18 protein-coding genes are annotated in these 20,848 nt (G+C 63.2%); 12 read left to right on the top strand and 6 right to left on the bottom strand.

Annotation, left to right across the window (positions count from 1 at the left end):
* Positions 1 to 25: 25 nt before the first annotated feature.
* Genes NOV72_RS00800 through NOV72_RS00810 form a run of 3 tightly spaced genes read right to left on the bottom strand, consistent with a single transcriptional unit; the run spans position 26 to position 3,279 of the window.
* Positions 26 to 1,063 (bottom strand): S1C family serine protease, encoded by a 1,038-nt coding sequence (locus NOV72_RS00800; protein WP_106852680.1) that lies wholly within the window; start codon positions 1,061 to 1,063, stop codon positions 26 to 28.
* A gap of 54 nt (positions 1,064 to 1,117) precedes the next feature.
* A complete protein-coding gene (locus NOV72_RS00805) occupies positions 1,118 to 1,993 on the bottom strand; it encodes an ATP adenylyltransferase family protein (protein WP_106852681.1) in 876 nt (291 codons plus the stop codon).
* Positions 1,981 to 3,279, bottom strand: coding sequence for an L-fuconate dehydratase (locus NOV72_RS00810; protein WP_106852682.1), 1,299 nt, complete (start codon positions 3,277 to 3,279; stop codon positions 1,981 to 1,983). The genes NOV72_RS00805 and NOV72_RS00810 overlap by 13 nt, the downstream gene beginning before the upstream one ends.
* 128 nt (positions 3,280 to 3,407) lie before the next feature.
* Between NOV72_RS00810 and NOV72_RS00815 the strand changes: the two genes are divergently transcribed.
* From NOV72_RS00815 to NOV72_RS00860, 10 genes are all read left to right on the top strand, one after another.
* A complete protein-coding gene (locus NOV72_RS00815; protein ID WP_245932844.1) occupies positions 3,408 to 4,136 on the top strand; it encodes a GntR family transcriptional regulator in 729 nt (242 codons plus the stop codon).
* A 54-nt stretch (positions 4,137 to 4,190) separates the two neighbouring features.
* Positions 4,191 to 5,669, top strand: a complete 1,479-nt coding sequence (locus NOV72_RS00820; protein WP_106852684.1) for an extracellular solute-binding protein — start codon at positions 4,191 to 4,193, stop codon at positions 5,667 to 5,669.
* Positions 5,670 to 5,718: 49 nt separating this feature from the next.
* Positions 5,719 to 6,867: a carbohydrate ABC transporter permease gene (locus NOV72_RS00825; RefSeq protein WP_106852685.1), complete on the top strand. Its 1,149-nt coding sequence runs from the start codon at positions 5,719 to 5,721 to the stop codon at positions 6,865 to 6,867.
* Complete coding sequence (locus NOV72_RS00830) at positions 6,867 to 7,904, top strand: carbohydrate ABC transporter permease (protein WP_106852686.1); 1,038 nt, start codon at positions 6,867 to 6,869, stop codon at positions 7,902 to 7,904. The genes NOV72_RS00825 and NOV72_RS00830 overlap by 1 nt, the downstream gene beginning before the upstream one ends.
* Complete coding sequence (locus NOV72_RS00835) at positions 7,901 to 9,028, top strand: ABC transporter ATP-binding protein (protein ID WP_106852687.1); 1,128 nt, start codon at positions 7,901 to 7,903, stop codon at positions 9,026 to 9,028. Before NOV72_RS00830 ends, NOV72_RS00835 begins: the two co-directional genes overlap by 4 nt.
* A 174-nt stretch (positions 9,029 to 9,202) precedes the next feature.
* Complete coding sequence (gene phnS, locus NOV72_RS00840) at positions 9,203 to 10,276, top strand: 2-aminoethylphosphonate ABC transporter substrate-binding protein (protein ID WP_106852688.1); 1,074 nt, start codon at positions 9,203 to 9,205, stop codon at positions 10,274 to 10,276.
* 22 nt (positions 10,277 to 10,298) lie between these two features.
* Positions 10,299 to 11,339, top strand: coding sequence for a 2-aminoethylphosphonate ABC transport system ATP-binding subunit PhnT (gene phnT, locus NOV72_RS00845; RefSeq protein ID WP_106852689.1), 1,041 nt, complete (start codon positions 10,299 to 10,301; stop codon positions 11,337 to 11,339).
* The gene (gene phnU, locus NOV72_RS00850; RefSeq protein ID WP_106852690.1) at positions 11,317 to 12,246 is read left to right on the top strand and encodes a 2-aminoethylphosphonate ABC transporter permease subunit; all 930 of its coding nucleotides are present in this window, start codon (positions 11,317 to 11,319) and stop codon (positions 12,244 to 12,246) included. The genes phnT and phnU overlap by 23 nt, the downstream gene beginning before the upstream one ends.
* A gap of 1 nt (position 12,247) precedes the next feature.
* Positions 12,248 to 13,096, top strand: coding sequence for a 2-aminoethylphosphonate ABC transport system, membrane component PhnV (gene phnV / locus NOV72_RS00855; protein WP_106852691.1), 849 nt, complete (start codon positions 12,248 to 12,250; stop codon positions 13,094 to 13,096).
* A 225-nt stretch (positions 13,097 to 13,321) separates the two neighbouring features.
* Positions 13,322 to 15,775 (top strand): glycogen/starch/alpha-glucan phosphorylase, encoded by a 2,454-nt coding sequence (locus tag NOV72_RS00860; RefSeq protein ID WP_106853208.1) that lies wholly within the window; start codon positions 13,322 to 13,324, stop codon positions 15,773 to 15,775.
* Between the two features lie 8 nt (positions 15,776 to 15,783).
* Here the strand turns inward: NOV72_RS00860 and NOV72_RS00865 are convergent, their stop codons facing one another.
* Together NOV72_RS00865 and NOV72_RS00870 are read right to left on the bottom strand one after the other, a co-directional pair.
* Positions 15,784 to 16,101 (bottom strand): hypothetical protein, encoded by a 318-nt coding sequence (locus tag NOV72_RS00865; RefSeq protein WP_106852692.1) that lies wholly within the window; start codon positions 16,099 to 16,101, stop codon positions 15,784 to 15,786.
* 110 nt (positions 16,102 to 16,211) lie between these two features.
* On the bottom strand, positions 16,212 to 16,616 hold the full coding sequence (locus tag NOV72_RS00870; protein ID WP_106852693.1) for a DUF6232 family protein: 405 nt from the start codon (positions 16,614 to 16,616) through the stop codon (positions 16,212 to 16,214).
* Between the two features lie 343 nt (positions 16,617 to 16,959).
* Between NOV72_RS00870 and NOV72_RS00875 the strand changes: the two genes are divergently transcribed.
* Positions 16,960 to 17,655 carry a CBS domain-containing protein gene (locus NOV72_RS00875; RefSeq protein WP_106852694.1) on the top strand — a complete coding sequence of 232 codons (696 nt, stop codon included), beginning with the start codon at positions 16,960 to 16,962 and terminating at the stop codon, positions 17,653 to 17,655.
* Between the two features lie 62 nt (positions 17,656 to 17,717).
* On the opposite strand, the gene NOV72_RS00880 is transcribed toward NOV72_RS00875, so the two are convergent.
* Positions 17,718 to 18,116 carry a hypothetical protein gene (locus NOV72_RS00880; RefSeq protein WP_146149932.1) on the bottom strand — a complete coding sequence of 133 codons (399 nt, stop codon included), beginning with the start codon at positions 18,114 to 18,116 and terminating at the stop codon, positions 17,718 to 17,720.
* Between the two features lie 339 nt (positions 18,117 to 18,455).
* Here NOV72_RS00880 and NOV72_RS00885 point away from each other — a divergent pair, with 339 nt between their 5' ends.
* Positions 18,456 to 20,837, top strand: coding sequence for an ATP-binding protein (locus NOV72_RS00885; protein ID WP_106852696.1), 2,382 nt, complete (start codon positions 18,456 to 18,458; stop codon positions 20,835 to 20,837).
* The last annotated feature ends 11 nt before the right edge of the window (positions 20,838 to 20,848 follow it).

Consider the following 20,848-nt stretch of genomic DNA (forward strand, 5'->3'; position numbering starts at 1 on the left):
CATGCAAGCATGCGCCGCCGCGTCGTCAACTCGTCTGCTCGACCGGCGTCACGTCGATATCGATTTTCTGCGTGCCGCGCAGCACAGCGATTTTCACGGGCTTGTCGATGCGCGATGCATCGAGCGTGCGCTGCAAACTATCCACGCTATCGACGGCGATGCCATCCACCGCGACGATACGATCGCCCGTGCGCAATCCGCCGAGCGCGGCCGGACTGCCTTTCACGATTTCCATCACATGCACGCCGCTCGCGGACGCGAGTTCGAAGAAGCGCTGCACGCGCCGCGAGATCGGCGTGGTCGTGCCCGCCACGCCGATATACGCACGCCGCACGCGCCCATACGCGAAGATCTGCATGATGACCCACTTCGCCGTGTCGATTGCAGTGGCGAAGGAAATGGCCTGCGCGCCGGAAATGATCGCGGTGTTCACGCCGATCACTTGTCCCGCCGAATTGATGAGCGGACCGCCCGAGTTGCCGGGATTGAGCGCCGCGTCCGTCTGGATCACGTCGTAAATCATGCGGCCCGAGGTCGAACGCAGCGAACGCCCGAGCGCGGACACGACGCCCGTCGTGACGGTCTGCGCGAGTCCGAGCGGATTGCCCACGGCGATCGCGATCTGCCCGACGCGCAGGCTGCCCGAATCGCCCAGCTCGACATGCGGCAGCGGCTCCGGCGAGCCGATGCGCAGCACCGCGAGATCGCTCGCGGGATCGTCGCCGACGAGATCGGCATCGAAGCGCGCGCCATCGGCGAGCGTGACGACGATATGCGTCGCGCCATGCACGACATGGCTATTCGTCAGCAGATAGCCGTCCGGCGTGAAGATGAAGCCCGAGCCCGTGCCGCCGACATGTCGGCGCGCACCGCGCGGGTCGGCAAGCTGGCGCTCGACGGAGATGAACACCACGGCTTGCTGCACGCGCTCGAGCGCGCCGATGACCGTGCGCGAATAGGCGTCGAGCAGGGCGCTATCGTCGCGTTGGCCGAGCGGGGCGGAGGGCGCGGCGTCCTGCGCGCCGCGCGCAAGATCGTCGATGAATTGAGGCCGGCTTCCCATGTTCCTTGAACTCCCGATGTCTGGACGACGACATGCGGGCCGCTGCTTCCGATTTCAAGAGATAGTTGCGTTTGCAAGTAGTTTCATCGGCCCGAGCGTTTCGACGATGCCGCGCTGCGCGTCGTCGCGCACGAAGAGCGAGCCGGCGAAGCCGAGCGCATTCACCGCGACGCCTTCGACATGCGCAACGCCGCGCGGCACCGCGAGCATCCAGCGGCGCGTCACGAGCAGGTTGTAAGGCGCGCTCTGATGCATGACGCCCGCGACGTCGAGCGGCTGCACGCCGATCGCGTTCATCAGGCGCAGATAGGTTGCGTGTGCGTTCGCGCTGTCAGCGTCGCCGAGCCATGCGGCCGCATGTTCGAACGCGAGTTGCGGCGCGCGAAAAATGCCGCTGGTACGCGCGGCTTCGATGAACGGTTCGATGGGTAATGGATGACCGTCGAGCGGAAGGGGCACCATTTGCAGATGCTTGTGCGGCTGGCTCGATCCGGCGACGGCGCCGCCGTTATAGAAGCCGAGTCCGTCGAAGCGATCGAGACACGCCGACAGCGCGGCAAAGTCGTCTTCGCCGATGAGCGATTCCTGCGGCTCGAAATCCGTCGTCACGATCAGCAGATGATGCGCGAGCACGTTGAACTTGTTGAGCAACAGAAAGTGCCGCTCGCCGATATCGCCTACACGCAGGGCTTCTTCGCACGGCGAAAACGGATCGCGCCACGCGCTCGCGGCGTCGGCTGCGGACTTCGCCGCGAGCTTCGATGCTTCCTCCTTTCGCGCGAGGTTCGCCGCTTGCCGCACGAGAAAGGGCACGCCGCCGTCTTCGATCACGCTTTGCACCGTGTCGAAGGAACGCAGCGCGCCGCATGCGAGCGCGCGTTCCGTTTGCGTGACGACGTCCTGCCATGAAGGGGCGTTCATTCGCGCCATGCTTCTCCTTTGCCGAACTCGTACCGATCGAGCGATGCCGCGTGCATTTCGATGCTGTAGCCGGGCGCTTGCGGCGGCATGTAGCGCCCGTTTTCGATGACGACGGGATCGAGAAAATGCTCATGCAAATGATCGACGTATTCGAGCACGCGACGATCGAGCGAACCCGACACGCAGATGTAATCGAACAGCGAAATATGCTGCACATACTCGCACAAGCCGACGCCGCCCGCATGCGGACACACCGGCACGCCGAACTTCGCGGCCATCAGCAGCACGACGAGCACTTCGTTGAGACCGCCGAGACGGCAGCTATCGATCTGACAGAAGTCGATCGCTTGCGCTTGCAGCAACTGCTTGAAGATCACGCGATTCTGGCAGTGCTCGCCGGTCGCGACGCCGATCATCGGTGCGAGGCGCTTGCGGATCGCGGCGTGGCCGAGCACGTCGTCGGGGCTCGTGGGCTCTTCGATCCACCACGGATCGAACTCGGCGAGACGGCGCATGTTCGCGATGGCTTCATCGACTTCCCAGACCTGGTTCGCGTCCATCATCAGCTTGCGGTCCGGGCCGATTTCCTCGCGCAGAATGCGCGCGCGCCGGATATCTTCGTCGAGATTGCCGCCGACCTTCTGCTTGAAATGCGTCCAGCCCGCCGCCACGCCTTCGCGCGCGAGCCGGCGAATCTTGTCGTCGTCGTAGCCGAGCCAGCCCGCCGATGTCGTGTATGCGGGAAAGCCCTGAGCGAGCATTTCCTTTTCGCGTTCGCCGCGTGTTGCTTGCAGACGCTTCAATAACGCGAGTGCTTCGGATGGCGTGATGGCATCGGTCACATAGCGGAAGTCGAGGCAACTCACGAGTTTTTCCGGACCCATGTCGACGAGCAGCTTCCACACGGGCTTCTTCTCGCTCTTCGCCCAGAGATCCCACACGGCATTGACGACGGCCGCCGTCGCGAGATGAATCACGCCTTTCTCGGGGCCGATCCAGCGCAACTGACTATCCGACGTGAACGCGCGCCAGAAGCCGCCCATGTTCGCGGCGATCTCTTCGACACTCCTGCCGACGACGAGCGGCGCCAGCGCCTCGACCGCCGCGACGACGACTTCGGTGCCGCGCCCGATGGTGAACGTGAGGCCATGACCCGCGAGTCCGGGCGCATCGGTTTCGAGTATCACGTAGGCGGCGGAATAGTCGGGCGCGGCGTTCATCGCGTCCGAGCCGTCGAGCGAACGTGAAGTGGGAAAGCGGATATCGCGCACGGAGAGCTTCGTGATGCCGGTCATGTTCATCTCCTCGGAAGGCGGCTTGTATACAGACCCGAATATGCTGCAATGCATGGTCGCAATCGACGTTGACAACGCGAATTTCACCTCCTAGCCTGCTAGCATGTTAGTGCGAAATCAAGGGCGGCGTGAGCTCATCGACGAATGAAAACAGTCTTGCCGCCGACCCTTACCGCGCGTTGCCGCGCTTGCACGGTTCAGAGCGCGGCAGCCTCACCGACGCCGTCGAAGAGGCGTTGCGCGCGGCCATCGTCAATCTGTCGATGGAGCCCGGCATGATGATCGACAAGCTCGCGGTATGCGAGCGCATGGGCGTGTCGCGCTTTCCTGTTTCGTCCGCATTGGCCAAGCTCGCGGCCGCGGGGCTCGTCGAAGTCTTGCCGCAGCGGGGCACACGCGTCATGCCTATCGTCATGCACGACATACGTCAGCATCTGTTCATTCGCAGCGCGCTCGAAGTGGAAACCGTGCGCACGCTGGCTGGCGCATGCGATGCCGCCACGCTCGATGCACTCGACGCCAATCTCGGCCGCGAAAGCGACGCAGTGCAGCAAGGCCTGCGCCGCGAATTTCATCTGCTCGATCTCGCATTTCATGAATTGCTTCTCGATGCAATCAATTTGCCGCGCGTGAAGGAGATCGTCGCGGCATCGCGCAATGCGCTCGATCGCGCGCGTCGCCTGATGGCGAGTCCCGAGCGTCACGCGCATACGCTCGCGGAGCACACGCGTATCGCCGATGCGATTCGCGCACGCGATGGCGATGCCGCCGCGCGCGCGATGCACGAGCACCTGGATGAAGTCGTCGCGGAATTGCGGCGCTTTTCCGCTGAAAGACCGGACCTGTTCAGGGAGTAGGAGACAAGAAAGACGAGCGACACACGTGGTCAACCGCAATGGAGGAGACACACAATGAACCTGTTCAAGCAAGCGGGCGCCGTGGCGGCGCTCGCGGCCGCATGCCTGGGCGCATCGACGGCGATGTCGGCCGAGGACTTCAAGGGCGTGACCGTCAACGTGATGACGTTCGTCGGTCCGCAGATCGCCGAGCCGCTGCAACGCCGCGCGCCCGAGTTCGAAAAGCTGACCGGCGCGAAGGTGAACGTGCTGACCGTGCCGTTCTCCGATCTCTATCAGAAGCTCTTGACGGACTGGGCGTCGGGCACGAACTCCGTCGATGCAGCGGTGTTCGCGCCGCAATGGATGGTCGATTACACGAAAGGCAACTTCCTTGAAGACCTGACGCAGCGCGTCGCAAAGGACGCGGCATTGAAGGAAGACGACGTGATGCCGTTCTTCGTCGACTTCTCGCAGAAGTACAACGGCAAGACCTATCTCGTCGCGCTCGACGGCGACTTCCAGATGGTCTACTACCGCACGGATATTCTTCAGCAACTCGGCAAGCAGCCGCCGAAAACCTGGGACGATTACCTCGATATCGCGAAGGCCGCGAACGGCAAGGTCTTCGGCGGCGACGGCAAGCCGGTCGCGGGTTCGTGCATCTCGAAGAAGCGCAATGCGCAAGCGTATTGGGCGATCATCTCCATCGCGGGCGGATATCTGCAATCGAAAGGCACGGCACAAGGCGCATTCTTCGATCCGCGCAACTTCAAGTCGCTCGTGAACAACGACGGCTTCAAGGAAGCGCTGCGCGTCTACAAGGAATCGACCAGTTACGGGCCGCCCAACGAAATCAATCTCGATGTCGGCGACACGCGCAGCGCGTTCATCTCCGGCCATTGCGCATTGACGCTCGACTGGGGCGATGTCGGCGTCCTCGCCATCGATCCGAAGCAGTCGAAGGTGATCGACAAGGTCGGCGCGGTGATTCTGCCCGGCTCGCGCAAGGTGGTCGATCGCGACACGGGCAAGCTCGTGCCATGCGACAAGAGCCGTTGTCCCTATGCGATCGACGGCGTGAATCACGCACCGTTCGCGGCGTTCGGCGGCTGGTCGGGCGGCATCAACGCGAAGGCGAAGCCGAAGGTGAAGGACGCCGCTTATGCGTTTCTCTCGTTCATGAGCCAGCCGGCGCAGTCGAATACCGACGTGACGATCGGCGCATCGGGCTTCAATCCGTATCGGCGCTCGCAGTTCACGGACATGTCGGCCTGGAAGAAGGCGGGCATGAGCGACGCGGCGGCGAAGTCGTATCTCGGCGCGATTCAGCAGAGCCTGCAAAGCCCGAACATGATCATCGATCTGCGCATTCCGCAAAATCAGCGCTATGAGCAGGTCGTGCTCGATACGGCGGTCGCACGCTTCGTCGCGGGCGAGATCGATGCGGACGCGACGATGAAAGCCATCGACAGCGGCTGGAGCGAAATCACCGACGATCTCGGCAAGGACAGCCAGTTGCGCGCATACAAGGCGTCGATCGGCGCGAAGTGATCTTTACGACGCGCGGCGCGAGCGTGGTTCGCGCCGCCATGGAGGCAGGATGAATACGCCGTCGCACGCATCGTCCGTGGCCGCGAACGAGCGAGGCTCGCGTGCGCGCGTCGCCAACTGGCTCGACCGGCAGGCGCCCTTCGTATTCGTGTTGCCGACCGTGCTGCTCATTCTCGCGTTCTCGATCTTTCCGCTCGTGACGTCGGCGTATCTTTCGCTCACGCGCTTCGAGCTGGGCGAGGGCGGTTACCAACTGACCTTCACGGGCCTGCGCAATTACGTGCGGCTCTTTTCCGGCAGTCAGCAATATCACTTCACCGGCGTATTCCGCGCGCCGGGAATAGTTAGCATTGCAACTATCGTGATTGCCGTTCTCGCGGTGATCTACTGGTTCTATCGCTATGTCAGCGGCGGCCGGCTCTCGATCATGGGCACGCTCGGCCGTTCGATCGCCGCCGCCGCGTTTCTCGCGCTCGTGTGGCTCGCGGCGAACACGCTCGGCGGCGGCGGCGCGCTCGGCAGCCTGATGGTGACGATCTTCTATGTCGTGCTGGGCGTCGCGCTGCAATTCGTCGTCGGCCTCGGGCTCGCCTATCTTTGCACGCTGCCGCTAAAAGGCGGACGCTTCTTTCGTCTGCTGTTCTTCCTGCCGCTGATGGTGACGCCCGTCGGCATCGCATACATGTTCCGCATGATGGCCGATACGTCCGTCGGGCCGCTCGCGCCCGTGTGGTCGTGGCTCGGACTCGGCCAGATCGCATGGGCGGCGGACCCGTGGCTCGCGCGGCTCGTCGTCGTGATCGGCGATACGTGGCAATGGGTGCCCTTCATGTTCCTCGTGATGCTCGCCGCGCTCGAAGGCACGTCGCGCGAGCAGATCGAAGCGGCGCAACTCGATGGCGCATCGGCATGGCGCGTCTTTCGCGACGTCACGTGGCCGTCCATCGCGCCGGTCGCCGCGAGCGCGGTGTTGATTCGCCTGATCGAAGCGTTCAAGATCGTCGACTTGCCGAACGTGTTGACGAATGGCGGTCCCGGCATCGCGACCGAATCGATGACGCTGCACGCGTTCATCGAATGGCGCGCGCTGAATCTCGGCGGCGCGTCGGCGGTGGCGTACATGCTGTTCTTCGTCTCGACGATCGCATGCGTGTCGTTCTTTCAGTTCGTCGTGCGGCGCGCGCGGGGAGAGCCGTGATGAGCGCGATCAAACGCTGGTTCGTGCCCGCGCGTCTGGACGAGCTGCCGGTCGGCGGCAAGGCGATCGTATATGTCCTGCTCGGGCTATGGTCGCTCGTCGTGCTGTTTCCGCTTTACTGGATGGCGATAACGTCGTTCAAGCTGCCCGTGGATGTATCGACGGGACCGCTCTACATTCCCTTCGTCGACTTCGAGCCGCATCTCGACGCGTGGCATTACATCTTCGTCGATCTCGGGCCCGACACGTATCGTCCTTACATGAACTCGCTGATCGTCGCGACATGCGGCACGGCGGCTTCGGTCTTTCTCGGCTCGATGGCGGCGTATGCGCTCGCGCGCATCGAGTATCGGCCGCCGGTCGCGGCAGTGGGCCTCGGCGTGTTGTTGATCGCGTTGCTGATCGCGGCCGTCGCATGGGGGCATGTCGATTTGCGCATCGCGCTTGCCGTCGCTTTCGCGCTGTTCTTCCTGCTGCTGCGCCCGATCGTGCGGCGGGCGCGACGACATTTGAACAACGACGACATTCTCTTCTGGGTCGTCTCGCAGCGCATTTTGCCGCCCGTCGTCACGGTGATCCCGGTTTATCTCATCTTCAAGGACGTCGGCCTGCTCGACACGCATCTCGCGCTCATCATCACGTACGCGACGGCGAATCTGCCGATCGTCGTGTGGCTTATGTTCGATTTCTTCGACGGCGTGCCGCGCGAAATCGAAGAGAGCGCACAGATCGACGGCGCGACGCGCTTCTCGATACTCTTCGGCATCGTGCTGCCGCTCGTCGCGCCGGGACTCGTCGCAACGGGTCTGCTCGTGCTGATTCTCTCGTGGAACGAGTACCTTTTCGCGCTCTTTCTGACGACCGCGAACGCGCAGACGATGCCGCTGCTCGTCGCCGCGCAGAACGCGACGCGCGGTCCGCAATGGTGGAACATGTCGGTGCTGATACTCATCATGATCCTGCCGGTGATGTTGCTGACGCTCACGCTGCAGCGCTTCATCGTGCGGGGCATTCTCGTGGGAGCCGTGAAAGGATGACGGTCATGGATAGCGCGGCGGTGAAGGTCGACGACGCCCGCCTGACGAAGATCGCGGCAGCGCGGCAATCGAAGAGCGTCTCGTTGAGGAACGTCGGCAAGACATTCGGCGATACGCGCGTGCTGCGCGATCTGTCGCTCGACGTGCAGGCGGGCGAATTCCTCGTGCTGCTCGGCGAATCGGGCTGCGGCAAGACGACGGCGTTGCGCATCGTGGCGGGCCTCGAATCGGCGACGGAAGGCGCGGTGTTCGTCGGCGATACCGATGTCACGCATCAACTGCCGCGAGATCGCGACGTGGCCATGGTGTTTCAGTCGTATGCGCTCTATCCGCACAAGACGGTGTTCGAGAACATCGCGTATCCGCTCATCGTGAGAAAGCGCCCGAAAACCGAGATCGAAGCGGCCGTGCGCGAAGTGGCCGCGAGCGTGCAGCTTGAGCCGTTGCTGTCGCGCTTTCCGCGACAGTTGTCCGGCGGACAGCGTCAGCGCGTGGCGCTCGCGCGCGCGATCGTGCGCCGGCCCGCGGCGTTTCTGATGGACGAGCCGTTATCGAATCTCGACGCCAAGCTGCGCGGGCACATGCGCGCGGAACTCAAGCATATGCAGCACGAACTCGGCATCACGACCATTTATGTGACGCACGATCAGATCGAAGCGATGACGCTCGCGCATCGCGTCGCCGTCCTCGACAAAGGCGCGCTCCAGCAACTCGATACGCCCGCGCGCATCTATTCGGACCCGGCGAATCTGTTCGTCGCGGGTTTCATCGGTTCGCCGCCGATGAATTTTCTGCGCGGCTCGCTTGCACAAGGACGTTTCGACGCGCCCGGCATGACGCTCGCCACGGCGGTGCGTCACGAAGGCAAGGCGACGTTCGGCGTGCGTCCCGAAGAATGCTCGGTCGTGGCGCGCGGCGAAGGTGAATTGCAGGGGCGCATCTATTCGGTCGAACTGATCGGCGATCATTCGCTCGTCACGATGAACGTCGGCGAGCAGCAAGTGGTCGTGAAGGTGCCGAATACATTTGCGGGCGAGATCGGCGGGGCCGCCGGCGTGCGCGTGAATCGCGAACGCATCTATTTCTTCGACGAGAGCGGCGCGCGCATTCATTCGAGTGTTTGACGAACGATCCGGTTGCGCGGACTAAACCAGAAACAAACGCGAAAGCGCTCTTGGCGAAATGTGCAGATATTTGGCGAACCGTGGCGCGTTCACGTCCATGTCACAGATCTCTGCAATATTTCGGGTCGAAGGTCGCGACCGGCCTTCCAAACATTCCCGACACGAGAGACCACCATGACCCGCGATTTCCGCTTCGCGCGCACCGTGCTGCCGGCGTTCGCCGCCGCTTTCACCCTGCTTGCCGCGATGCCCGTCTACGCCGCCGACGCCGTCGTCCTGTACACCGCCGATGGCCTGGAGAATCTCTACAAGGACGTGCTTCCCGCATTCGAAAAGAAGGAAGGCGTGAAGGTCAACATCGTCACGGCGGGCAGCGGCGAAGTGGTGAACCGCGCGACCGTCGAGAAGGATTCGCCCAAGGCCGACGTGCTCGTCACGTTGCCGCCGTTCATTCAGCAGGCGCAGCAGGGCGGCCTGCTTCAGCCGTATCAGAGCGTGAACTACAAGAACGTGCCCGCGATCGCCAAAGCGCAGGACGGCGCATGGGCCACGTTCGTCAACAACTACTTCTCGTTCGCGATCAATCCGGAAGTCACGAAGACCGCGCCGAAGACCTTCGCCGATCTGCTGCATCCGAACTACTCGGGCAAGATCGCGTATTCGAATCCGGCGACGGCCGGCGACGGCATGGCCGTCATCATCCTGACCTCGGCGCTGATGGGCGAGGACAAGGCGTTCGATTACCTCAAGTCGCTCGAACAAAGCGCCAAGTTCCACACGAAGGGCACGGGCTATCTCGACGTGCTGCTCTCGCGTAACGAGATCGCCTTCGCCAACGGCGATCTGCAAATGGACCTCGACGACGCCGCGAACGGCGGTCTCTCGATCAAGCCGCTGTTCCTGTCGCACAAGGCAGGCGAAGCGCCGACCACGTTCCAGTTGCCGTATGCGATCGGCCTCATCAAGAGCGGTCCGAATCAGGCGGCGGGCAAGAAGCTGATCGACTATCTGATGTCGTCGGAAGTGCAGGCGAAAGTGCCCGACATCTACGGCATTCCGGGCCGCACCGACGTGCCGCTCGCCGGCAAGAACGGCGAGGCCGTCAAGCAGGCGATCTCGGGCGTGAAGCTGATTCCGGTCGACTGGAACGAAGTCATGCAGAAGAAGGCGGGCTGGACCGAGCGCTGGAAGAACGAAGTGATCGGCAACTCGGGCAAGCAGACGGAAGTCGTCAAGCCGAAGTCGTAAAGTGAGCGCTCTCCCCAAAGAAATGTCCGGCGTCGATGCGACGCCGGGCGTGCACGTCGATCGCCTGACGGTGCGCTTCGGCACGCGCACCGTCCTCGACGATCTCTCGCTGCGCATCGGTCGCGGCGAATTCCTCACCGTGCTCGGCCGAAGCGGCTGCGGCAAGACCACGTTGCTGCGCTTCATCGCGGGCTTCGTGAAAGCCGATGCGCTCGCGGGCAATCTGACGATCGCGGGCCGCGATCTCACGCACGTGCCGCCGCATCAGCGCAATCTCGGGCTGCTATTTCAGAGCTATGCGCTCTTTCCGCATCTGTCCGTGTTCGACAACGTCGCGTTCGGGCTGCGTGCGCGCAAGCTGAAGGCGGGCGAGGTCGCGCGGCGCGTCGCCGATGCGCTCAAGCTCGTGCAGCTTGCCGATGCCGGTCACGTCATGCCCGCGCAGCTTTCCGGCGGCATGCAGCAGCGTGTCGCGCTGGCGCGCGCGCTCGTCATCGAACCGGATGTGCTGCTGCTCGACGAACCGCTCTCCGCGCTCGATGCGAACCTGCGCGCCTCGGTGCGCAGCGAACTGAAGGCGCTGCATGAGCGCCTGCCGAATCTGACGATCGTCTGCGTGACGCACGATCAGGACGATGCGCTCGTGCTATCCGATCGCACGCTCCTGATGCGCGATGGCCGCATCGCGCAACTCGGCGCGCCGCGCGAACTGTACGACGCACCCAACGATGCGTTCGTCGCGCGCTATCTCGGCGCGGCGAATCTGCTGCCGCCGCGCGTGGTGTATCCCGTCGGCGATGCGCGGCACGAAGAGCGCGAGCGTCTCGCGTGCATTCGTCCCGAGCGCTTCACGATCGTGCCGCTCGGCGAAGGTCCGTTGCACGGCACCATCGCGTCCGTCGAATGGTATGGCGCGGCGCTTTCGATCACCGTCGCGCTCGATGCGTCGCCCGGCGAGCCCGTGCTCGTGACGACGCAACGCGGCCATTCGCGCATGCCGGAAAAAGGCACGCGCGTGTCCCTTCGCTTCGAGGCTGACGATGTCGTCCTTGTTCGTTCCTGACAGCGTCACGCGCGACGAAGGCAGCATCAGCGACGCGGATCTCTCCGCGCAATTCGCCGAGCATGCCGCAGAAGCGAAGCGCCGCGAGCGCAAGGGGCAATGGCATCTGCTCTTCATCCTCGTGTTCGTGCTCGGGCCGCTCGTGGTCTACCCGCTCGCGCGGCTGGTGATGCTCAGCGTGACCGGCGCGCACGGCTTCACGCTGCACGCTTACACCGCGTTTTTCGGCAATTCGGAAACGCGCGGCATGATCGGCACGACGCTCGGCATTCTCTTCGCGAGCGCGAGCATCGCTTCGCTGCTCGGCGTCGCGATTGCGTCGATGTTGTTCTTCAGGCCGTTCGCGGGCGCGCGTCTGCTCACGCGCTTTCTGGAGCTGTTCGTCGCGTTTCCGTCGTTTCTGGTCGCGTTCACGCTGATCTTTCTGTACGGCTCGCAAGGGTCGGTCAGCATCGGCTTGCAGCGGCTCTTTTCGCTCGACTCGACGCCGCTCGATTTCCTCTTCGGAATCGGCGGCGTGATCCTCGCGGAAGTCGTGTTCTATGCGCCGTTCGTCGTGCGCCCGACGCTCGCATCGTATGCGACGCTCGACATGCGCCTCGTCGAAGCGGCGAAGAGTCTCGGCGCGGATGGCTGGATGGTCGCGACGAAGGTCGTGTTGCCGCTCGCGTGGCCGGGCATCGCGGCGGGCACGATTCTCTGCTTCCTGCTCACGCTGAACGAGTTCGGCATTCTGCTCGTGCTCGGCAGCGCGCATCTGATCACCTTGCCGATCGCGATCTACAGCGCGGCGACCGTCGATCTCGATCTTCCCACCGCGGCGGCAGGCTCGGTCGTGATGCTGCTGATGTCGCTGTCGCTTTATGCGCTATACAGGCGCGTCAATCGTCGTGCGGGAGGCCGCTGACATGCAGCTTTCGGTTTCTTCACGATTCACGCCTCGCGCGTTTCTGAGCATCGCGTTCACGGGCTTCGTCGCGCTGCTGTGCTTCTGGTTGTTCGTGCTGCCGGTGGTCGTCGTCGCGCTGTCGAGCGTCGCATCGCACTGGTCCGGAACGATCCTGCCGGATGGCTTCAGCACGCGCTGGTTCGAGCGGCTGTCATCGAGCGATCTCGATGCGGTCACGACGAGTCTCGAAGTCGGCCTGGGCGTCGCGTTCATCGGCACGGCGCTCGGGCTTTGGCTCGCGCTCGCGCTGGAAGGACGCGACCGGCGCGGTCTCGGCGCGCTCGTCGATGCCGTCGCGATGATGGGCAGCGGCGTGCCGAGCGTCGTGCTCGGCCTCGCGGTGTTGATCGCGTATCACAAGCGTCCGCTCGATCTGTCCGGATCGGCCGCGATCGTCGTGCTCGTGCAACTCGCGCTCGTGCTGCCGTTCTGCTATCGCTGCGCGGCCGCCGCGCTGCGTCCCGAACTCACGATCTTGCGCGAAGCCGCCGCGAGTCTCGGCGCACCGCCGCGAATGGTGCTCGCGCGCGTGGTATTGCCGCAACTCGTGCCCGCGATCCGCGCGAGCCTCGCGCTCGGCTTTGCGCTCTCGCTCGGCGAACTGGGCGCGACGCTGACGGTTTATCCGCCCGGATTCGCGACCGTGCCGATCGTCGTCGTGGGGCAGGTCAATCGCGGCTACTATCTGCCGGCGTCGGCGCTCTCGCTGATCCTGCTGGCCGTATCGCTCGCGGCGCTTCTGCTGATCGCCGCTCGCGCGCCGCGCCGCGCCGCTGAACCTGCGCGAAACATCGGGAATCCGAAATAAATCTCGTCGTCATGTCAGGCCCGCGAAGCTGTGGGAAGCAATTCGCGGGCCTCGTCTCCGTTTCAGCCACGTCATACCAAAAAAAATAAAACTGGCGTAACCTGCACATTCAGGCACGTCCGCACCCGCTTGACCGGGATCATCGCGCCAATTTGGGGCACCCCGGTGTGAACTCCCGTCATGCTTTCGCGGTCGTTGCATATGTTGCAAAAACCGGAGGTTCCGATGACATCCGTCGACCTGGAATTCGACCAGCTCAACAGCACCGTCGATGCGCTCAGGCGCTCCATCTCGAACCGCCTGATGTACGGCGTCGGCAAAGATGCGGTCACTGCGCAGCCGCGCGACTGGCTACATGCCGCTGAACTGGCGGTGCGCGATCGTCTCGTCGCACGCTGGATGCGCACCACGCGGCTTCAGTATGAACAGGACGTGAAACGCGTCTACTACCTGTCGATGGAGTTTCTGATCGGCAGAACTTTCAGCAACGCGCTGCTCGCGCTCGGCATCTATGACGAGGTGCGCGACGCGCTCGCCGGCCTCGGCGTCGATCTCGCGACGCTCGAAGACCTGGAGCCGGACGCGGCGCTCGGCAACGGCGGCCTGGGGCGCCTCGCGGCCTGCTTCCTCGATTCGATGGCGACTGTCGGCGTGCCGGGCTTCGGCTATGGCATCCGCTACGAATACGGCATGTTCCGGCAGACGATCGTCGACGGCAATCAGGTCGAGATGCCCGATTACTGGCTGCGCGCCGGCAATCCGTGGGAGTTTCCGCGCCCCGAAGTGGTGTACACCGTGCATTTCGGCGGCCGCACGGTGCAGCACGAAGATCGCACGGACTGGATCGACACCGAGCATGTCAACGCGATGGCCTACGACACGGTCATCCCCGGCTTCGCGACGACGGCGACGAACACGCTGCGCCTGTGGTCCGCGCGCGCGACCGACGAGTTCGATCTGTCCGCGTTCAATCAGGGCGATTATCGACGCGCGGTGGAGGCGAAGAACACGTCCGAGCACGTGTCGCGGCTCTTGTATCCCGACGACTCGACGCAGGCCGGCCGCGAACTGCGTCTGCGTCAGGAATACTTCTTCGTCTCCGCGACGATGCAGGATCTGATTCGCCGCTATCAACGCACGCACACGCATTTCGGACGGCTCGCGGAAAAGGTCGCGGTGCATCTGAACGACACGCATCCGGTGCTCGCGATTCCCGAGCTGATGCGTCTGCTCGTGGACCGGCATCATCTGCCGTGGGACAAGGCGTGGAAGCTCATCCAGCAGATGTTTTCGTACACGAATCACACGTTGATGCCCGAAGCGCTCGAAACGTGGGACGTCGAGATGCTCGCGCGTCTGTTGCCGCGCCATCTGGAGATCATCTTCGAGATCAACGCGCAGTTCCTGAAGCAGGTCACCGAAAAGTTCGGGCGCGATGTCGATCTGATTCGCCGCATTTCGCTCGTCGACGAATACGGTCAGCGGCGCGTGCGCATGGCGCATCTCGCGATCGTCGCGAGTCACAAGGTGAACGGCGTATCGAAGCTGCATTCGCAACTGATGGTGCAGAACATCTTCTCCGACTTCGCGCGCATGTATCCCGAGCGCTTCACCAACGTCACGAACGGCGTCACGCCGCGCCGCTGGCTTGCGCAGGCGAGTCCGTCGCTGTCCGCGCTGATCGACAAGCGGCTCGGACCGCGCTGGCGCACCGATCTCTTCGAGCTCGGCCGTCTGCGCGAATGGCGCGACGATCCCGAGTTCTGCAAGGCCTTCCACGACGCGAAGTTCGCCAGCAAGCTCCGGCTGGTGGAACGCGCCAAACGCGACGCCAACGCGATCATCAATCCGGAAGCGCTGTTCGACTTGCAGGTGAAGCGCATTCACGAATACAAGCGGCAACTGCTCAACATCCTGTACGTGATCGTGCGCTACAACCGCATCCGCGAGAATCCGGAGCAGGACTGGACGCCGCGCGTCGTGATGTTCGCGGGCAAGGCGGCTTCGGCGTACAAGATGGCGAAGAACATCATCAAGCTCATCAACGATGTGTCGAAGCGCATCAACGCGGACCCGCTCATCGGCGACCGGCTGAAGGTCGGCTTCATTCCGAACTATGGCGTAAGCGTGGCCGAGCTCATTATTCCGGCGGCGGATTTGTCGGAGCAAATTTCGATGGCCGGCACCGAAGCATCCGGTACCGGTAACATGAAGCTCGCGCTGAACGGCGCGCTGACCATCGGCACGCTCGATGGCGCGAACATCGAAATCTGCGATGCGGTCGGGCGCGAGAACATCTTCATCTTCGGCAACACGACGGACGAGATCGAGTCGCTGCGCGCGGCGGGTTACCGGCCGCGGCAGATTTACGAGGAGAACGCGGAACTGAAACTCGCGCTTGATCAGATTCGCCTCGGGCATTTCTCGCCGGAAGAGCCGCATCGCTTCTACGACATCTTCCACACGCTCGTGGACTGGGGCGATCACTACATGGTGCTCGCCGACTTCGACAGCTTCGACAAGACGCAAACCGAAGTCGACCTCAAGTTCCGCGACAAGGACGCGTGGACGAAGAGCGCGATCGAGAATGTCGCGGGCATGGGCATCTTCTCGTCGGATCGCACGATCGCGGAGTATGCGCGCGACATCTGGCGCGTCGAGCCGCTGCAGGTGACCTGATAACGCGCTCAGTGCCGCGTGACGCGGGTCACGCGGCCGAGCGTCGCGTTGGGGAAATGCGCGGTGAGTATGCCGATCACGTCGTTGATGTCTTCGCTGTCGGTCTCGACATAGAGTTTCGTGCAATCGTGCAGGCGGCTCGTCTCGACGATATACGCCTGCGCGCCCGCGCCGAACGCATGCGCGAGCACTTCACGCGCGGGCGACGAGTCGAGGCCCGGAACGGTCAGATCGAAGGCGACGCAGTGACGCGTTTCGCGGCGGCGCGGCGAGCCGCCGCCGAGCGCTTGAAGAAGGACGGATGAATCGGACGTGCGGAAGTCCATCGATGGAAGCCGTCCGGCGACGGCTCGTAGTGGCAACGCTTGTACTCTAGCTTCGCGGGCCTAAATGCCGGGCTAAAGTGACGCGTCGCCGCATAAAGAGCGTATCAAGATCACGCTTGCGGCTTCGCTGCAACGCTCGCCGCGTGTTTCGCGACCGCTTCGCCGACGAGCGCCGCCACTTTGTCGGCGAATTCCTGATCCTTCGTGATGAGCACTTCGCGCTCGCCGTCGGGCGTCGCGACCATCAACTGATAGATCACGTCCTGCGTGATCCACGTGAGATAGCCCACCACGGCGATCATCACGCCGAGCACGAGCGCCGGGCCCGAGCCGGTGAAAATGCCCGCGGCGAGCACGACGAGTCCGATCACAGCGATGCTGACGGGCAGCGGCTTCTGGCGTGGAATCATCACGACGCGGGCGGCGCGCAAGTCGCGCAGCGGAATCATTTGTCCCGACGCCGACAGGCCGGCGCGCGAGAGCGTGACGCCGCGTTCGTTGAAAGGTGTATCCATAAGAGTCTTAGTAGCTTATAAGGTCGATGAAACCGGTGGACTCATAGTGTGGAAATTGTTCCACTCTCCCGAGGCCGACCCGCGCGTTCCCGGTCCGCATGACCAAGTGTTCCAAATTGTCGGATTCTCGCGGCGCTTGCGCCGCCAGAGTTGCGCATCTTAAACCATCAAACACGCCGGGAGCGCCGAAGCGGTCCTGTCACGTTGCAGGCGGCGAATGGAAAGCCTTCTTGTCAAATGCCGACCGCTCGCGCGATGATGGGAAGGAAATCGAGCACACGACACCGTTGCGGCGAAGATGCCGCGTGCAGGACCCTGCTGTCTTTCCTTTGAGGAGAAGAACGTGCGAGCTGCCGACATCATGACGACTTCGATCATTTCCGCCACGCCGGACATGTCCGTACGCCTGGCCGCAGGAACGATGGTGTTCGCCGGGCTCAGCGGGTTGCCCGTGATCGACGAATCGGGAAAGCTGCTGGGCATGATTACGGAAGGCGATCTGATGCATCGCACGGAGATCGGAACCGGCGTCACGAGTTGCACGTGGTGGCGCGAACTGGTCGAATCTACTACCGGGCTGGCGAGTCAGTATGTGAAGGAGCACGGGCGAAAGGTCAGAGACGTGATGTCCACCGACATCACGACGGTGACGGAGGACTGTCCGGTGGCCGATATCGCCGAGTTGTTCGAACGTCGGCGCATCAAGCGTGTGCCCGTGTTGCGCGACGGAAAGGTCGTGGGCGTCGTGAGCCGCACGACCCTGATTCGCGCGCTCGTCACCATGGCGCCCGATACGCCCGTCGAGTCGGAGTTCAGCGACGAGGCGATCCGCGAAGGCGTGCTTGCCGCCATGAACGGCCGCCCCTGGGCGCTCGCGCAGCGCTATGTCATTGTCGAAGACGGGATCGTGCATCTCTGGGGGCCCGTCGTCAGTGCGGACGAAAGCAACGCGCTTCGCGTCGCGGCGGAGAATGTGCCGGGCGTCCGGGACGTCGTCGCGCACTTCGGCCTTTCGCCTGGAACGCCGTCGGAGGATTGAAGGGTCAGTGCGCCGTTGCCGATGCGCAAGCGCTCGCGTTCATCGGAGAATGCGCATGACCATCACGGGGCGCGAAGCTGTGGATTGACCGCAACGTATCGCTCCAGAAAGGCCAGAAGATCATCCGACCCCGGACGCGTTCCCCATCCGCTGCCGCAATTGATCAGCGCCAATGCCATCCACGAGTCGGGAGGATGCACGTCTTCAAGGATTGTCGACCCTTGGTAGACCACCAAACGACCCGTCACCGACTGAAATTCAGCGATCAACTCGCGGTCATTCAATCGGAGCACTGCCTGCACCGCATTCTTTCTCATCGCGACCTCGTGTCCGACGCCACGTTGTGCATTGCACCACAAAACGCGGTGCGACGTACGAGAAGATTCGGTGACCGATTGAAACGCGCGAATTGACACACGCGCATGGGTCGCGTTCATGATCGTGAGGAAAGTCCGCTGCATGCGGCGCTTTCCTATCATGAAAGCAGACCTCAATAGCAAGGTTCGAAGGAACCGGACGAGTCGGACAGGAAATAACGCGTGTGCTGCTCAATGCGAAGCATTGGCCACACTGTCAGTGGTTAACGGCACCGCACGAAGTTTCTTGAGGCATTAACGCCAATAAATGCGCGGATTCGAAGAAACCCTCAACAACGCCGTTTATCGCTCGATGACGCGCCCCCCTGACACGCGTCTGTAACGCCCGAAACCAATAATCCCCGGCGCCCGAACCTACAAAGACACATCCACGGGCCGGTCGCTCATCGCGGCACGTATTGCAACGAAATCGGGGATTCACACATGACCATACGTCATCGCATTGTCTTGCTCGTCGTCCTGATGCTGACGGCGCTCGCTGTGATCGGCGGCTACGCCGTCAAGCAGACTCGCGACAGTTCCATCGAAGTACATCAGGTCACGCAGGGCGTGGTGCCGAGCGCGCTCGCTTCAGCCGATCTCGTCGCGCAGGTGAAGGACGTCCAGATCGCGACGATGACGCTGGTCTACGCGCCGGACCCGCAGATCGCCGCGCAGGCCCGCGAGCTGCTCGCGAAGCGCGAGGACACGCTCAAGGCCGCGCTCGATCTTCAGGACAAGGAGGCGGACGGCGCCGCACAGAAGGGGCTCGTCGTGCAGGCGCGCGAAAGTCTCGCGAACTACTTCGACGCGATCAAGCAGACTGCGGACATGCAGGCGGCGGGCAAGAGCGCGTTTGCGCAGGCGTTTCTGTTCGCGAACGTCGCGCAATACAAGGACGAGCTTCAGGGCATCGTCGAGACCTTGCGCATCGAGAAGAACCGTCAGAAGGACGCGGCCATCGACTCGCTGAACGACGCGCTCGCGACGACCAGCGCGACCATCGCGGCGGCGACGGGTGTCGCGGTGGCCGTTCTCATCGGCATCAGCGTGCTGCTGTACCGGCAAATCTCGCTTCCGCTGAGCCGCATGCAGACGATGATGAGCGAGATCGCATCGAGCCAGGACTTCACGCGCCGCGTGCCGGTCGGGCGCATGGACGAGATCGGCTGCTCGATCGTCGCGTTCAACGGCATGATCGAGAAGATCCAGGAAAGCTCGCTTCAGTTGAAGCAGCGCACCGCCGATATCCAGGCGATACTGCAGAACATGCCGCAGGGCATTCTCACGGTGGTGCCGGGCGCGGCGATTCACCCGGAATATTCGGCGTTTCTCGAAGCGATCTTCGAAACGAATGCGCTCGCGGGGCGTCCGGTGCTGGACGTGGTGTTCGGCAACACGGACATCGGCAGCGACGAACTGGCGCAACTGGATGCGGCCATCGACGCGTGCCTCGGCGAAGACATCATGAACTTCGATTTCAACCGGCACTTGCTCGTCGATGAAGTCGTGAAGGACATGGGCGACGGCAGGAAGAAAGTGCTCGATCTGAGCTGGTCGGCCATCACGAACGAAGAAGGCGTGATCGTGCGGCTCATGCTCTGCGTGCGCGATGTGACGGAACTGAAGGCGCTCGCGGCGGAAGCGGGCGAGCAGCGCCGCAGACTCGACATGATCGGCGAAGTGCTCGCGATCAGCCAGGAGAAGTTCGAGCGCTTCATGCAGAGCGCGGCGAGCTTCGTGGGCGAGAACGAGCGCATCATTCGCGAGCACGACATTCCGAGCAAGGAAGCGATCGCGCAACTGTTCCGCAACATGCATACCGTGAAGGGCAATGCGCGCACGTACAGCCTTCAGCATCTGACGGGCGTCGTTCACGATACCGAGCAGCGGTACGACGCGCTGCGCCAGCCGGACGGCGACACGCTCTGGAACCGCGACGAGATGATCGCGGACCTCGAACGCGTGCGCGCGGCGCTGCAAAGCTATGCGACGGTCAACGACGTGAGCCTGGGCCGCAAGACATCGAGTTCGCGCGACGATTCGGCCAGCTATCTGCGGATCGATCGCGAGTTCATCCAGAAGAACATCGAACTGCTCGCAGCCGCCGATGCGAACGACGCGCAGGCGCTCGGCTCGGTGCGCGACTCGCTGCATCGCATGCTGTCGATTCTCGATACGGAGAGCATTGCAAGCGCGCTCGAAGCGCCGGTGGATTCGTTGCCATCGCTCGCGAAGGAACTCGGCAAGGAAGCGCCGCGCGTCAGCATCGAAGATAACGGCTATCGCGTTAGCAGCGGGTTCTCCGGCCCGCTCGCGAATGTTTTCACGCATCTCTTGCGCAACAGCATCGACCACGGCATCGAGACGGCCAGCGAGCGCGTCGCGCTCGGCAAGCCGGACGCGGGCTCGATCCGTATCGACGTGAACATGGAAGGCGACGCGCTGCGCATCGCACTCGCCGACGACGGTCGCGGTCTCGCGCTCGACAGAATTCGCAAGACCGCCATCGAGCGTGGCTGGCTTGACACGAACGTCAGGCTCGACGACGAAGCCGTCGCGGAGCTGATTTTCCGGCCGGGGTTCTCCACGGCGCAAAGCGTGACCGAGGTATCGGGCCGGGGTGTCGGCATGGATGCCGTGCGCGAGTTCGTCGCACGCGAGGGCGGCCGCATCGAGTTGCGCTTCATCGACGGACAGCGCGGCGCTGCGTATCGCAAGTTCGAAACGATCGTCTTTCTGCCTGCCGGCAAGGCGGTGGACAGTCTGGGCGTTTCGTCGTCTCAGGAAGAAGCAGAAAGCGGCTCTGCCGCAGTGATCGGATAAAGAAGGTGATT

This window comes from Caballeronia novacaledonica, assembly GCF_900258035.1.
Taxonomy (GTDB): Bacteria; Pseudomonadota; Gammaproteobacteria; order Burkholderiales; family Burkholderiaceae; genus Caballeronia; species Caballeronia novacaledonica.